Source organism: Chryseobacterium sp. ON_d1, assembly GCF_006829085.1.
Classification (GTDB): domain Bacteria; phylum Bacteroidota; class Bacteroidia; order Flavobacteriales; family Weeksellaceae; genus Chryseobacterium.
In genome coordinates, this window is record NZ_BJTC01000005.1 from 249,111 (window position 1) to 264,592 (window position 15,482).

Consider the following 15,482-nt stretch of genomic DNA (forward strand, 5'->3'; position numbering starts at 1 on the left):
AAGATATGCCTGAAATAAGTGATTTCAGGGCAGAAATATCAGATATGTTTCTTAATATATTCATTGTAATGGAACAAATGTACAAATTATTTTGAAACAGCCAAGTTTTATTACGATAAATTACGATAAAATTTATTTCCTTTTTTAGAGATATATTTGTTGTAATGAGTTAAAAATCTTATATTTAGGATTCTAACCAAAAACAATTAAACATGAAAAAGTTAAAAAAAATGAACCGGAAGAATCTGAAATCAATCAGTGGAGGAGATATAAATGACTGTTTTGAATACTGTCCTCCGGGGCCATATGGACCGGGTGAGCCAAGATCATGTGCTGATTATCATGCTTTGCCACAATGCTGTAAAGGTAGAGTACTGGTGAGTTTTGAATGCTCTGATCCGTATTGATTTAAAAAAAATTAATAATGAGTTTAAATAACTTTGATAACTTTAAAATTAAATGCTATGAAAACAATTAAAAAATTATCACGCGAACAAAAGAAAAACATCACAGGAGGATTTACCGATATTCAGATTGAAGCTTGTGGTGGTGAGCAGTTTGTATGTTTCCGTAAAGGCGGATGGGGATGCTGGCTGAAGCCGGCAGGAACCTGTTATGCACCGATGCTGTAACAGCATTGTTAATGAGGTTATTAGTGAAAAAATAACAAAACCAGAAATTTATTAAAACTACTATGAAAAATCTAAAAAAATTAAACCGGAAAGAACTTGAAAAATTATACGGAGCAGCTGGCCCGTCAAGATGTGCCGGATGTCCACAGAATGCTACATTTGGTGATGGTCCGGGATACCAGTATTCCTGTGCTGCTTATCAGGGACTTCCCGATTACTGTAAGATGTGTGTTTTGGTAAGCATAGAATGTGTAGATGGAGGAGTGTCCTAAACGGATATTTGTATTAATATGATAATAAGAAAGCACTGTGAAAAACAGTGCTTTATTTTTTAACAATTGTCTGGAATGTAAAGTCCTCTTGGTACGCAGATCAATTCTCCATTGCATCCTCTTCCGCAAGTTTCATGTATTTCGCAGTTTAAACTGCATGTGTCACTGCCTCCGTTTACATTTTTAAGACTTCTTCTGTCTAATTTTTTTAAATTTTTCATATTTATTATCAGTTTGGATTCTAAATATAATAAATATTCAATAAAAAAAATTATTTTATGCTTTTAGAAAGATCAAGCATAGCTTCAATAGGTTTCAATGCTTTTAATCTTAATTCCTCGTCGATAAGAATTTCAGGAAGCTCATACTTCATACATAAATACAGTTTTTCCATTGTGTTACGCTTCATGTAGAAACATTCTGAGCAGTTACAGCTTTCATCAAAAACCAGTGCAGGAATCAGTTCCTTATGAGGGGCACGTTTTCTCATTTCATGAAGAATTCCTTCTTCTGTTGCGATAATGAATTTCTGACAGTCGTCTTTTTCCACATAATTCAACAGGGCAGAAGTGGAACCGATGAAGTGAGCCAGCTTTAAAACAGCTTCTTCACTTTCAGGGTGTGCAATCAGTTTTGCATCCGGATTGTCTGCCAATTGCTGGGCAATTCTTTCCATAGAAAATGCTTCGTGTACTACGCAGCTTCCATCCCAAAGGATCATATCACGTCCTGTTTTTTTAGATAAATATCTTCCCAGGTTCTTGTCCGGTGCAAAGATGATTGGTCTGTCTTTCGGAAGGGCTTCGATAACTGTTTCCGCATTGGAGCTTGTTACGATAATATCACTTTCTGCTTTGGTTTCCGCATTACAGTTGATGTAAGTGGCAATCAATGCGTTTGGGTGCTGCTCACGCATCTTTCTCAGTCCTTCTCCGGAACAGCCGTCTGCCAGAGAGCATCCTGCCATTGTATCAGGAAGAACTACTTTTTTAGTTGGGTTTAGAATTTTAGCGGCTTCTGCCATGAAATGTACTCCACAGAATACGATCATATCGGCATTGGTTTCTTTTGCCTGTCTTGCCAGCTGTAAAGAATCTCCAAGGAAATCAGCAATATCCTGAATTTCTCCCGGCTGGTAATAATGGGCAAGAATAACAGCGTTTTTTTCCTCTTTAAGTTGAAGAATAGCTTTCACCAATTCTTCCCCCTGAGGAATAGCAATATCTTTTATATCCAGAAATCCTCTTACAGGAATAGCAGATTTAGCTTTTTCTAATGTTTCGGTACTCATATCAACCTCAATTTTTTCTCTTATAGAAGTGAGAGATCAGAAACTAGAGGTTAGTATGAAATGAGGATAATTTTCCTGACCCTAAAAAACTAACTTCTAATTTCTAATTTCTAATTTCTTTCTATAAAACTTTTTATTAAACTTTCTATTTCTTTTTTAGCTGTATCAAGATCTTCATTGATAACGATCTTGTCAAACTCGCCTGCATAGGTCATTTCTTCTTCAGCCTTTGCTACACGGGTTTTTATAGTTTCTGCATCATCTGTATTTCTGGAGATCAATCTTCGTTCCAATTCTGTAATGGAAGGTGGTTCAATAAAAATAGAAAGGGCTTTTTCACCGAAGTATTTTTTTAATGAAATACCTCCTTTTACATCTACATCAAAAATAACAACCTTTCCCAGATTCCAGATTTTTTCTACTTCAGATTTTAAAGTACCGTAATATTTGTCAGTATATACTTCCTCATATTCTACAAAAGCGTTTTCAGAAATCTTCTGCCTGAATTCATCCGGGGTCAGAAAATGATAATCCACTGCATGTACTTCACTTCCTCTTGGTTGTCTTGTGGTACATGAAATGGAAAATTCCAGTTCTGGAAATGTTTCCAGTGAATGCTTTACCAATGTAGTTTTTCCGCTTCCTGATGGTGCTGAAAATATAATTACTTTATCCATTTTTTTTGGTTTCGGGTTTCGGGATTGTGAGTCTCAGGTTGATTCCGTAGTATTTGCATCCGGAATTATTACCCACATCTCGAACCTCGCAACTTATAATACGTTTAACGTTTGCTCTTTAATTTTTTCAAGGTCATCTTTCATCATCACTACCAGTTTCTGGATTTCTGCGTGATTGGCTTTAGAACCTAGTGTATTGATTTCTCTTCCGATTTCCTGAGAAATGAAACCCAGTTTTTTTCCATTGAAAGACTCATTGTCCATTACTTCTTTATAATATTTCAAGTGCTGTGCAAGTCTTACCTTTTCTTCAGAAATATCAAGTTTTTCAGTGAAATAAGCCATTTCCTGATAGAAACGCGTTTCGTCAACGTTTTCAAACTCTTTCAAAGATTTCTGATAACGTTCTTTTACGCTTACAATTCTTTCTTCCTCAAAAGGAATCACTTCTCCAAGATACTTGTCGATATTCTGAATATTCCTGTTTAATTCTTCATGTAAAATACCACCTTCCGTTTTCCTGAATTCTTCAAATCTGTCAACGGCATTATTGACAATTTTTGCCAAGGCCTCCCATTCACCTTCTGTAAGCTCATCAGGTCTTGAGGTAATGGCATCAGGAAGTCTTACTGCCATTTTCAGGTATTCAAAATCAGGACCGTCAGAAGCTATGTTTTTAAGTTCGTTGATATAGGAGTCAATCAGGTTTTTATTAATTTTTACATCATTGGACTCTTCAAGGTTCTCAATATTAACGTAGCAGTCTACTTTTCCACGGATAATTCTATCATTAAGAATTTTTCTGATTTCAAATTCTTTTTCTTTATAACGTAAAGGAATTTTAATATTTAAATCAAAGCTCTTGCTGTTCAGAGATTTAATGTCTATAGTAATTTTTTTTCCTTCAAAAACATCTTCGGCTCTACCGAATCCGGTCATTGATAAAATCATAGTTTTTTATTGTTCTACAAAGATAAACATTTAAGTGTATACTATAATACCATGAAATTTTAACGTAGAGTATTTAATTATTTTGTTTTTAAATTTATTTTGAACCATTAAAATCTTAATGGTTCAAATAAACAGCAGCTTTATTTGTATTTAAATAAAAAATCAAATGAGCGCATTTTCGTAAATTAGCGCTGTGAAAAAGAAAAATTTGATTTCTGTAGTAGGCCCCACCGGAATTGGTAAAACGAGGTTGGCAATTGATTTAGCCCAACATTTCAATACCGAGATTATTTCCTGTGATTCCCGTCAGTTTTTTAAAGAAATGAAAATAGGAACAGCAGCTCCTTCAGAAGAGGAACTGGCGCAGGCACCTCATCATTTTATAGGAAATCTTTCTGTGGAAGAATATTACTCTATTGGACAGTATGAAGAAGATGCTCTCCAAAAGCTTAATGAACTTTTTGCGACCCATGACACTGTCATCCTTGTCGGTGGAAGCATGATGTATGAAAAAGCGGTGATAGAAGGTCTGAATGATCTTCCGGAAGCTAATACTGAAAACCAGGAAAAACTTCAGGCTATGATGGAGCAGGAGGGAACTGAAAAACTTCAGGAAATTTTACAGGAGCTCGATCCCGAATATTTCAGTGTGGTGGATATTCACAACCATCGCAGGCTTCTGCGTGCCATAGACGTAATCTGGCAAACCAATACAAAATATTCTGAATTGATTGCAGTGTCACAGGATTCCAGAGATTTTAATGTATTCAGAATCGGAATTGAAGCTCCAAGGGAAGAACTTTATGACAGAATTAACCGCAGAGTGGATATTATGATGGAAAACGGATTACTGGATGAGGTGAAAGGTCTTGAGAAATTCAAAGAATTGACGGCTTTGAATACGGTAGGTTATGCTGAACTGTTCAAATATTTTGACGGGGAGTGGGATCTCGATTTTGCGGTTTCAGAAATTAAAAAGAACAGCCGCAGATATGCGAAACGTCAGCTGACGTGGTACAGGAAAGCAGATGATATCCATTATTTACAGCTGGGGTATTCTCAGGAAGACTTTGAGACTCTGCTGAAATGGATTGGTGAGCAATTTCAGGAATAAATTAAGCGCACTGTTTGTCATTCTGACGAAGGAAGAATCTCATCAATTATTTTTAAAGATTCTTCATTTCACTTTGTTCCATTCAGAATGACAGTACGGATGATCATTAATTAAGGCATTTTTATATTGAAAAATGCGGTCCTGAAAAGAACCGCATCTTAAAAACAAATATAATTTAATTTACTACTTCCAACCGCCGCCCAGCGCTCTGTATAGATCTACAATGCTGCTTAATCTCTGTCTCTTAATGGAAGCCAGGTTCAACTCTGCCTGTAGGGAATTTCCCTGTGCTGTAATCACTTCCAGGTAATTGGCTGAACCTCCTTTATAAAGAAGCTGTGCACTTTTAATTCCATCTTTCAGTGTAGTGGCCTGCTCTGTAGCTTTCTGTTCCTGAACTTTTAAATTCTCATTGGAAACCAAAGCGTCAGCAACTTCACCCACCGCATTCAATACAGATTGACGGAACGCAAGAACATTTTTCTCTCTTTGAATTTTAGCTACTTCCAGATCTGTTTTTAATTGCCTTTTCTGAAAAATAGGCTGGGTAATTCCTCCTAAAACCGATCCGAATAATGAAGCCGGAATCTGAAACCAGTTATCAAATTTGAAGGAGTTTACTCCTCCGTTAGCGGTAATCTTTAATGCTGGATACATATTGGCCTGAGCAATTCCCACCATCGCATTGGACTGTAACAAAACCAATTCCTGCTGGCGGACATCCGGTCTTCTGCTTACCATGGCTGCAGGAAGTCCGGCAGTGATATTCTGAGGTAAAGATGTGTCAGACATTTCAATCGTTCTGTTCACTTTATTAGGCAGTTCTCCAACCAGAATACTTAATGCATTTTCCTGGATGGCAATATTCTGTTCCAATTGGGCAATCAGAAGTTCTGTTGCCTGTTTCTGTGCTGCGGCCTGCTGAACTCCTAAAGACGTATTATCACCACTTTCCCACATTTTTTGTGTCATCAGTAAGGTGTTGCTAGTCAGTTCCAGATTGGATTTTGCAATGGCTAATTGTCTGTCAAGCATCAGGAGGTTATAGTATCCCTGGGCAATCGCTGCCACTACCTGAGTTTGTACAGCTTTTGAACCTTCATAAGTCTGAAGGTACTGCATTCTTGAAACTTCCTGCTGGTTTTTGATTTTTCCCCAGATATCTGCTTCCCATGAAAGGTTGAAGGCTGCGTTATAGTCTTCAACATGGCTTGAACCTAAAAATAAATTTAAGCTTTGCCCGTTCATGCTGTTTTTGGAAGGCCTTGAAATCTGTCCGCTTACTCCGAAACCTACATCCGGATATTGCATATATTTTGCCTGTTTCAGTTTTTCCTGTGAAGCAGCAACCTGCTTCAATGCAATCTGAAGGTCATAATTATTTTTGATTCCTTTTTCAATCAATCCCTGTAAAATAGGATCGCTGAAGAACTGCTTCCACTCCAGATTCGCGATGCTGGCAGTGTCGGCAGTTGCAGTATACTGAAACTTTTCCGGAAGTGGCAGTTCAGGCTCCGTGTATGCCAGTTTGGACACACATGATACAGAGCCTATAGCCAGCGCAAAAGTTAGAATAATATTTTTTACTCGTTTCATAGTTTTTAAACATTTAATTGAATACAAAAACTTAGAGAGGTTTCTGTGGATGCAAAATTGTCTTTAGTTAGGAGAAAATAGTTAGCTTTTGTAAACCATTAAGAACAGGCAGGTGAATAGTTAATCCTTTGTCTTAAAATTTTCTCTAAGTTTTTGTTATTCATTTTTATTAATGAGCTGAAGCTAAAAGTTCTTCCTCCATTTGTTTTTTCTTCAGTCTTTTCTGTTTTCTGCTTGGCATTTTTTCATGCAGATACTGGAAGATCACATACATTACCGGAATAATAAAAATCCCGAATATTACTCCTGTAAGCATTCCTCCTACAGTACTGTATCCAATAGAGTGGTTACCTTTTGAAGAGGCACCTTGTGTCCATACCAATGGAAGCATCCCCACAATGAAGGCAAAAGAGGTCATTAAGATTGGTCTTAAACGTAATCTTGATGCCTGAAGTGCAGACTCAATCAAAGTTTTTCCTGCTTTTCTTCTCTGTACGGCAAACTCTACAATAAGGATGGCATTTTTCGCCAATAGCCCTACCAACATGATCAATCCTACCTGAACGTAAATGTTGTTATCGATTCCGGCTAACCCTGTGAAGGCAAATACTCCGAAAATCCCTGTTGGAATCGTAAGAATAATAGCAAAAGGAAGGATATAACTTTCATACTGAGCTGCCAGCAGGAAATACACAAACAGAATACTTAAGAAGAAAATAAATGCAGTCTGTCCGCTTGTTTTGATCTCCTCACGGGTAATCCCTGTCCATTCATATCCATATCCTCTAGGAAGTGATTGCTGAGCCACTTCTTCTACCGCTTTGATGGCATCTCCGGTACTGTATCCAGGTTTTGGTGTTCCGTTGATTGTTACTGCGTTGAAAAGGTTATTTCTTGTTACTGTTTCAGGTCCGAAAGATCTTTTTAACGTTACTAATGTTTTTGCAGGAACCATTTCACCTGATTTATTTTTAACATAAATTCCTTCCAGAGAGTTAACATCAGTACGGTAAGGAATATCTGCCTGTGCCATTACTCTGTAGTATTTTCCGAATCTGTTGAAATCCGATACAAAGCTACTTCCGAAATAAATCTGCATGGTCTGCATCAATTCCGTTACGGAAACTCCCAGCTGGTTGGCTTTATCCGTATCTACATCAATAGTATACTGTGGGTTTCCTGCTGCATAAGTAGTGAAGGCGAAAGCAATTTCAGGACGTTTCATCAATTCACCAATGAATTGCTGAGTGGTTGTTCCTAATTGTTCAAAAGAGCCGTTCGTTTTATCCTGAAGCATGAATTCAAATCCGGAAACGTTACCGAAACCTTGTACAGTCGGGAAGTTGAAGAAGAAAGCATTGGCATCTTTCACCTGGCTTACCTTTCCTGTTAAAGTTCCTGCAATTAGATCAGGATCCTTCATTTCGCCACGTTTGTCATAATCTTTAAGCTTAATAAAACCTGCAGAATATGGAGAGGCATTGGCATTACTGATAAAGTTCATTCCGTCTGCTACCCAAAGGTGATTGGTTGCTTTCTCACTGTTGATGATTTTATCAATTTGTGCAGTCGCTCTGTGTGTTCTTTCCAATGAACTTCCCGGAGGCGTATTCACTGCATACAATACAAACCCCTGGTCTTCAGTAGGAATAAATCCTGACGGTGCTTTTTTGATCAGGAAGACACTTGCTGCTGTAATAAGAACAAGACCTCCTATAGCCACCCATTTATTTTTAATTAAAAACTTAAGGCTGTAGATATATTTTCTGGTCATGCTGTTGAAGCTTGCATTAAATGCATTGAAGAATCTTGCTCCAAAACCTGTTTTATGACCATGTTCCCCATGTTCTCCCTGAGGATCATTCAGGAACATTGCACATAATGCCGGACTTAATGTCAATGCGTTTACTGCTGAAATTAAAATCGCAATAGCTAATGTGAAAGCGAACTGTCTGTAGAAAACTCCCGCAGGTCCCTGCATGAAACCAACCGGAATAAACACGGCACACATGACCAGTGTAATGGAAATAATCGCTCCTGAAATTTCGCTCATTGAGTTCATAGTGGCATGTTCTACCGGCATTCCCGTCTGTTCCATTTTAGAATGGACGGCTTCCACCACCACAATCGCATCATCCACTACAATACCAATGGCCAGAACCAGTGCAAACAGCGTTAGCATGTTGATACTGAAGCCAAATAACTGCAGGAAGAAGAACGTTCCGATGATCGCAACCGGTACCGCAATGGCAGGAATTAACGTAGATCTGAAATCCTGAAGGAAGATGTATACCACGATAAATACCAGAATGAAGGCAATTACTAATGTCTCGACCACCTGATGAATAGAAGCATCCAAAAAGTCTTTGGAGTTATACATGATGATGGGTTTTACTCCTTTTGGTAGAGTAGTTTCCATTACTTTCACCTGCTTTTCAATTTCCGTAAGGATTTCGTTGGCATTAGAACCTGCTGTCTGTAGGATAGCAAATCCGGCAACCGGTTTTCCGTCTACTCTGTTGGTAGCAGTGTAGGTGTAAGAACCAAATTCTACTCGTGCTACATCTTTTAATCTTAGGAAAGAACCATCACTGTTTGCTTTGATAGCGATGTTTTCATAGTCTTCATTTTTGTTCAGTTTTCCTTTATATTTAAGAATGTATTCGTAAGTTTCCTTACTTCCCTGTCCAAGACGGCCCGGAGCCGCTTCAAGGTTGTGATCTTTAATGGCTCCCAAAACTTCCTGAGGCGAAAGATTGTTAGCTGCCAGTCTGTCCGGTTTCAGCCAGATTCTCATGGAATAATCCCTTGTCCCGAATACCTGAGCCTGTGCTACCCCCGGAATACGCTGTATCTGCGGAATAACATTAATCTTCAGATAGTTTTGAAGGAATAATTCATCATATTGTTTAGCATCTTCACTGGTCAACCCCATGAACATGATCATACTGTTCTGTACTTTCTGTGTGGAAATCCCGGCCTGTACCACTTCCTGTGGCAGCTGGCTCATTGCCTTCGATACACGGTTCTGTACGTTTACTGCGGCATTATCTGCATCAGCACCTTGTTTGAAGAAAACGCTCAGGGTCATGGTTCCGTCGTTACTGGAGTTGGAGGTCATATAAGTCATGTTCTCAACTCCGTTTACTGCTTCCTCAATAGGTGTGGCAACCGAACGGGCTACAACCTCAGCATTAGCTCCAGGGTAGAATGCCGTTACCTGAACGCTCGGTGGAGCGATGTCCGGGAAGAGGGCAATCGGTAAATTAAAGAGAGACAAAGCTCCCAATAATAAGAGTATTATGGAGATGACCGTTGAAAGGACCGGTCTTTCTATAAATTGTTTTAACATAAGAAGTTTATTTTTTTAAGCCTTCTGTATTCGGAAAGGATTATAATGGTTTTGCTTTTAATAAGCTGTCAGAAGAAATATTTTTCGGCTTGATAGAAGCACCGTCTTTTAAGTTTCCAATTCCTGTGTAAACTATTTTTTCTCCAGGAGCAAGCCCTTCAGAAATAAAATAATAGCTATCCGTTTTTCCTGATATTTTGATCGGTCTTCCGGTTACTTTCTGGTCTTTACCCATTACATAGACATAAGTTTTATCCTGGATTTCGAAAGTAGATTCCTGCGGAATTACGACAGCATTGGAAATCAATTGAGGCATACGCACTCTTCCTGTATTTCCGGTTCTTAAAGTTCCGTTGGCATTAGGAAATACAGCACGAACACTGATGGCTCCTGTAGTTTTGTCAAACTGTCCGTCTACAATGCTGAGTTTTCCTTTTTCAGGATAAGTGCTGTTATCAGCGATCACCAGTTCCACCATTGGCATATTTTTCAGCTTTTCTTCCAAAGTGGCTCCCGGATATTTATTCTGGAAAGCAATAAAGTCAAGTTCACTTAAAGAGAAATAGGCATATATTTCACTGATGTCAGATAGTAGTGTCAATGGATTGGCATCTGTTCTGGAGATCAGACTTCCTTTTTTATAAGGGATTCTTCCGATATAACCACTTACAGGAGCTGTAATGGTTGTAAAACCTACATTAATTCTGGCGTTCCCTACAGAGGCTCTGGCTTGTGCAGCGGCAGCAACGGCAGCTTCATAATTGGCTTTTGCAGTTTTAAGCTGTACATCAGAAACCACTTTTGCAGCAACCAGCGGCTGGAGTCTATCTACTTCCACTTTTGCTTTCTGTATATTGGCATTTGCTGCCTGCAGATTAGCCTGTGCCATATTCATCTGTTCACCATAGCTTCGGGAATCTATTTTAAATAATGGCTGTCCGGCTCTTACGTATGAGCCTTCTTCTACATAAATTCTATCAAGGTAACCATCTACCTGAGATCTGATTTCTACGTTGTTTTTTCCTTCCAGAGCGGTTGGGAATTCCTGATATGTAGTAGCTGGCGATGTAATAACGGTATAAACCGGAAGTTCTGGAGCTGGAGGTGCGGCATTGGATCCTTCTGCGGCTTTCGTGCAGCTCTGTAAAAGAATTATACTTGCAATAAGTACAATAAACCTTGTTTTTCCAGGTATTTTCATTTTGGTTTAATTTTTTAATGAAGTGTTAGAGGTAAGTAAAGTGTTTTAAATAAATGCTGTATTTTTTCCTAACGGTGTTAATAATTCGTTCAAAAAAAATTACAGAACTTTTAATGTGCAATTAGGTCAATAATTTCCATAGTTGATTTTTTTTTTAATGTTGCTTTATATATAAGATGAGGTGTATGTATGTTAATTTTTCTAACAGCGTTAATTTGTAAGCAAAAAATGATTAATTTTAACAGCTAAATGTTATGAATTGCTTCATAATAATTTTATTTTTTATATTAGGAATAACAGAATAGCTTAGATTAATCCGATGTTAAATTTCCTAACAGTGTTAATTTTTAATTCAAAAAAAATTTACAAAGACTTAATAAAAGCTGAAACAGTTTCGTCCAAAGTCGTTTTATTCATCGTTGAAGGAATATCAGCAGTACGCATCATCATTATAGAGATCATTCCGTGAACGGCAGAAAACAGAGCGTGAGACATATGGCATGCATTGTCCGGGTTGGATCCGTTTTTCTTAATAATCTCATAGGTACACTCATAAATAAGTTCCTGGAATGACGAAAACTCCTTTTTCATCTGCCCTTTTCCGCAGCATTGCATCCCAAGACCAAACATAAGCTGGTAATATTCCTTATTTTTAAAGGCAAAGTTCCAGTATGCATCCACAATGGCAACAAGCTGCTCTTCCGGAGTATCGTGCTTCTGCTGAGCTTTTAATAATTCTATGTGTAACTTATGAAAGCCATCTAAAGAAATTTCGAATAGAATAGCTTCTTTATTTTCAAAGTAATCATATACAACAGGGGCACTATACTCAATAGCATCAGCTATCTTACGCATAGAAAGTGAACCCCAGCCTTCTGTTTTTGCCAAAGTGAAGGCAGCCTGCAAAATATTTGCACGGATGGATTCTTTTTCTCTTTGACGACGTTCATGTAGGCCCATATATTTTTTACTAACAGCGTTAGCAAAACTACAAACTTTTTATTATAACTTCCAAGGGATATTGTGAGTTTTATGGGTTCACCTACTTTTTAAAGAAAATTAATTAAAGGCTGGAAGCTGGAAAAATGGGAGCTGGAGGTTAATTAAATTAAAAAAATACCATTAATAGAATTTAACTATAACTATTTTTGAGGGCTAAAACGTTCCTTCCTCTAGCTTCCAGCTTCCTTGCCTTACAAAAATAAAATGTCTGTTTTCAGAACCCAGCACAATTAATAAAAGAAATAATTATCTTTGCCTGTAAAGAAAAAAGGATATGAATACTCCATCAAATATGCTGGCATTAGGAACGAAAGCACCGTTTTTTGAACTTCCTAACCCGTCAAAAACAAATGAACTTCAGTCTTTGGAAGAGCTGAAAGGAGAAAAAGGAACATTGGTGATTTTTATGTGTAACCACTGTCCGTTTGTTCTTCATGTGATCGATAAGATCAATGAATTATATGAAGATTATAATGAACGAGGAATTGAATTCATTGCGATCAATTCGAATGATATTGAAAAATATCCGGCAGACTCTCCGGAAAAAATGATTGAGTTCCAGATTGAAAGAAGGTTCGATTTCCCTTATTTATTCGATGAAAGCCAGGCGGTAGCTAAAGCTTATGATGCTGCCTGTACACCGGATTTTTATTTTTTTGATGATAAGCTGGATTTGATTTACAGAGGCCAGATGGATGATTCAAGACCGGGAAATAATAAAGATGTAACCGGAGAAGATCTGATTATCGCTTTTGAAAATCTTTTAGCCGGAGAGCCACAGGAAGAAATTCAGAGACCAAGTATGGGATGTAACATTAAATGGAAATAATTACTGGTTGCTGGTTTATTTAGCTACTGGTTTTTACTCATTATAATACAGGCTGCTCTTTTTGGAGTGGCTTTTTTGTTTCTTGTTGATTAATAAGTTGGGTTTTTCTCTCACGGATTCAGTTGATAATGCAGAGCTAAACTTCTCCATCCAGTTTGTCACTCCGCAGGAGTCTCGACAAAGCTTGTATTCTTTTATTGTAATCTTATGCAAGAATTCTATAAGTAAATCTGGATTCCTAAGGAATGAACAAACAAAGCGTTTAGAATAGCCACACGAATTGTTGACAAGAACCAAACAAATTATTAAAAACTTACTTTGGCTTTGACCTCTTTTTCAACCTTCAAATCCACATTCACCTTATTGTGAGAAAAATTTTTGATAAACTCTGAAGGAGTTTTACCAGTGTATTTTTTAAACATCCTGTTAAAATAGGTCACATTATTAAAACCGCATTGATAGCTGCATTCTGAAATAGACCTGTCCTGTGCCATCAGCAAGCAGGCCTTATTGATTCTATATCTGTTGACAAATTCTGTGAAAGTAATCTGAGTCGCTTTTTTGAAGAAATTACAGAAAGCAGGCAACGTGAGATTAGCGAGTTTTGCTACTTCCTCAATATCAATTTCCTTATCGTAATGATGCTCCACAAATGTGAAGATATTCTCAAGACGGGTTTTATTTTTAGAGATAATGGTATAAGGCATGATTTCTTTGTTCAGTATATCATAATCTTCACACTTTGACAGTTCAAAAAGAATTTCCAGAAGCAGTAAATATCGTTTATAACCTTCCGATTCAAGCATGAGCCTCAGTTTGGGAAGCATCAGTTTTTTTACTCTATGATGAAAATGGATTCCGTATTTTGAAAGTTCCAACAGGTTTTTGATGGATCTGGCTTCTACTTCCTGCTGGGGAAACTGAAGGATCTCTTCCTTAAACTGAAGCACAATTTCTTCATGTGGATCAATAGAATTCAGTCCAAATCCGGAGTGGGGAATATTAGATCCGATCAATACAAGATCACCATTCGTGTAGTTACTTTTATGATAGCCGACATGGCGGGTTCCATTCCCCGAAATGACACATACCAGTTCAATTTCTGGATGGTAATGATATTCCCATTTGAATTCTGAGATAGGAGAGTTGTTATGAATAGTGCGAAATGAGCTCTTTTCATTGGGAATCACTCTTTCAAAAGTAACTTTCATTTAATTAATCATATTTATTTATTAAAAATACGAATTATATTAATATAGTTCAAATATTCATTTACTGTGTTAAATTATCGTTAACACAAATGCTTCTATCTTAGCCAGCAAGAAATAACCTGAATGAAAAATATTAACATCAAGGCCGTTTTATTTTTAAATTATTTTGTCTTCGCGATTCTCCTGAATTCTGTGGGAACAGTCATCCTGCAGGTACAGCAGAATTTTGGGATTTCAAAATCTTCGGCCAGTGTTTTGGAAGGTTTTAAAGATCTTCCGATCGCCATATGTTCATTTGTTCTCGCTTCATTTCTGCCCAGAATAGGAATAAAGAAATCCATGCTGACTGCTTTGTTGCTGGTAAGTTGTATGTGTTTTGTGATGCCGTTTACCAATGCTTTTTGGGTTTTTAAAATATTGTTTGCTACGGTAGGAGTCTCTTTTGCGCTAATCAAAATATCAGTATTTACTTCTATTGGACTGGTGACAGAAACAGATAAGGAGCATTCCAGTTTTATGGGATTTCTGGAAGGGTTTTTCATGATTGGAGTATTGGCTGGAAATGTTCTGTTCAGTTTGTATATTGATGATCACAATCCACAATCTACAGAATGGCTGAATGTGTATTGGGTTCTTGGAGGACTTTCAAGCATGTCTTTTTTATTTCTTTTCTTTTCGAAACTGAATGAGAAAGAAGCTAAAAATGAGAAAACAGATCTACTGGGAGATCTAAAGAACAGCGCAAGTTTGTTCAGTTACAAAAAAGTGTTATGCTTTTTATTAAGTGCTTTCCTTTTTGTGCTGGTAGAACAAAGCTTTCAGACCTGGACTCCCACTTTTTATAAAGAAATTTTAAAAGTACCGACATCCATGAGTATCCAGGCGGGAGCGGTTTTGGCAGGTGCTTTTGCCTTAGGAAGATTCCTGTCGGGATTTTTTTCAAAGAAATTCAGCTGGATCTATGTGGTTTCTTTTTGTGTGATAGGTTTTGCAATTAGCTTACTGTTGGTTTTACCATTGACTCACAATATCCATATTGATACTCAAACAAACTGGCTGAATGCTCCTTTGGTGGTGTATTTATTTCCTTTGATGGGAGGCTTGCTGGCACCTATTTATCCGAGTATTAACTCTGTGATCCTGGCATCAATCCCGAAATATTTGCACAGTGCAATGTCAGGATTAATTGTGGTGTTCTCGGCCATCGGAGGAACTATAGGTTCTATCATTACCGGTTTTGTGTTTCAGGAATTCAGTGGGCAGCAGGCATTTTATCTGTCTTTGATTCCACTTTCATTACTGATCACTTCAGCAGTTTTCATGAATAAATTAAAAATTAACCCTAAAAAATAAC

At 37.5% G+C, this 15,482-nt stretch carries 14 protein-coding genes; 6 read left to right on the plus strand and 8 right to left on the minus strand.

All coding sequences use genetic code 11. The annotated features are described in order from the left end of the window. The first annotated feature begins 212 nt into the window (after window positions 1–212). The 3 genes from CRS_RS10055 (at window position 213) to CRS_RS10060 (ending at window position 904) form a co-directional block, all read left to right on the plus strand. Entirely contained in the window at window positions 213–407 is a 195-nt protein-coding gene (locus CRS_RS10055) for a hypothetical protein (protein WP_142723898.1), read from the plus strand. Window positions 408–464: 57 nt separating this feature from the next. Then, window positions 465–632: a hypothetical protein gene (locus CRS_RS24395; protein WP_172617033.1), complete on the plus strand. Its 168-nt coding sequence runs from the start codon at window positions 465–467 to the stop codon at window positions 630–632. Between the two features lie 62 nt (window positions 633–694). After that, window positions 695–904 carry a hypothetical protein gene (locus CRS_RS10060; RefSeq protein WP_142723899.1) on the plus strand — a complete coding sequence of 70 codons (210 nt, stop codon included), beginning with the start codon at window positions 695–697 and terminating at the stop codon, window positions 902–904. A gap of 271 nt (window positions 905–1,175) precedes the next feature. Here CRS_RS10060 and nadA read toward each other — a convergent pair whose 3' ends face one another. The 3 genes from nadA to CRS_RS10075 all read right to left on the minus strand — a co-directional run bounded on the left by nadA (window position 1,176) and on the right by CRS_RS10075 (window position 3,823). Next, a complete protein-coding gene (nadA, locus tag CRS_RS10065; protein WP_142723900.1) occupies window positions 1,176–2,195 on the minus strand; it encodes a quinolinate synthase NadA in 1,020 nt (339 codons plus the stop codon). 110 nt (window positions 2,196–2,305) lie between these two features. Continuing rightward, on the minus strand, window positions 2,306–2,872 hold the full coding sequence (gene gmk, locus CRS_RS10070) for a guanylate kinase (protein WP_142723901.1): 567 nt from the start codon (window positions 2,870–2,872) through the stop codon (window positions 2,306–2,308). A 93-nt stretch (window positions 2,873–2,965) separates the two neighbouring features. Next, on the minus strand, window positions 2,966–3,823 hold the full coding sequence (locus tag CRS_RS10075) for a YicC family protein (RefSeq protein ID WP_002976716.1): 858 nt from the start codon (window positions 3,821–3,823) through the stop codon (window positions 2,966–2,968). Window positions 3,824–4,016: 193 nt separating this feature from the next. Here CRS_RS10075 and miaA point away from each other — a divergent pair, with 193 nt between their 5' ends. Beyond that, the gene (gene miaA / locus CRS_RS10080) at window positions 4,017–4,937 is read left to right on the plus strand and encodes a tRNA (adenosine(37)-N6)-dimethylallyltransferase MiaA (protein WP_142723902.1); all 921 of its coding nucleotides are present in this window, start codon (window positions 4,017–4,019) and stop codon (window positions 4,935–4,937) included. A gap of 183 nt (window positions 4,938–5,120) precedes the next feature. Here the strand turns inward: miaA and CRS_RS10085 are convergent, their stop codons facing one another. The 4 genes from CRS_RS10085 to CRS_RS10100 all read right to left on the minus strand — a co-directional run bounded on the left by CRS_RS10085 (window position 5,121) and on the right by CRS_RS10100 (window position 12,046). Next, complete coding sequence (locus CRS_RS10085; protein WP_142723903.1) at window positions 5,121–6,533, minus strand: efflux transporter outer membrane subunit; 1,413 nt, start codon at window positions 6,531–6,533, stop codon at window positions 5,121–5,123. 169 nt (window positions 6,534–6,702) lie between these two features. Beyond that, window positions 6,703–9,885, minus strand: a complete 3,183-nt coding sequence (locus tag CRS_RS10090; protein ID WP_142723904.1) for an efflux RND transporter permease subunit — start codon at window positions 9,883–9,885, stop codon at window positions 6,703–6,705. Between the two features lie 40 nt (window positions 9,886–9,925). Beyond that, window positions 9,926–11,086: an efflux RND transporter periplasmic adaptor subunit gene (locus CRS_RS10095; RefSeq protein WP_142723905.1), complete on the minus strand. Its 1,161-nt coding sequence runs from the start codon at window positions 11,084–11,086 to the stop codon at window positions 9,926–9,928. A gap of 363 nt (window positions 11,087–11,449) precedes the next feature. Further along, window positions 11,450–12,046, minus strand: coding sequence for a TetR/AcrR family transcriptional regulator (locus CRS_RS10100; protein WP_034694942.1), 597 nt, complete (start codon window positions 12,044–12,046; stop codon window positions 11,450–11,452). A 316-nt stretch (window positions 12,047–12,362) separates the two neighbouring features. Here CRS_RS10100 and CRS_RS10105 point away from each other — a divergent pair, with 316 nt between their 5' ends. Beyond that, window positions 12,363–12,917, plus strand: coding sequence for a thioredoxin family protein (locus CRS_RS10105; protein WP_142723906.1), 555 nt, complete (start codon window positions 12,363–12,365; stop codon window positions 12,915–12,917). Between the two features lie 305 nt (window positions 12,918–13,222). Here the strand turns inward: CRS_RS10105 and CRS_RS10110 are convergent, their stop codons facing one another. Continuing rightward, entirely contained in the window at window positions 13,223–14,128 is a 906-nt protein-coding gene (locus tag CRS_RS10110; protein ID WP_142723907.1) for an AraC family transcriptional regulator, read from the minus strand. Window positions 14,129–14,251: 123 nt separating this feature from the next. Between CRS_RS10110 and CRS_RS10115 the strand changes: the two genes are divergently transcribed. Continuing rightward, on the plus strand, window positions 14,252–15,481 hold the full coding sequence (locus tag CRS_RS10115; RefSeq protein WP_142723908.1) for a sugar MFS transporter: 1,230 nt from the start codon (window positions 14,252–14,254) through the stop codon (window positions 15,479–15,481). The last annotated feature ends 1 nt before the right edge of the window (window position 15,482 follow it).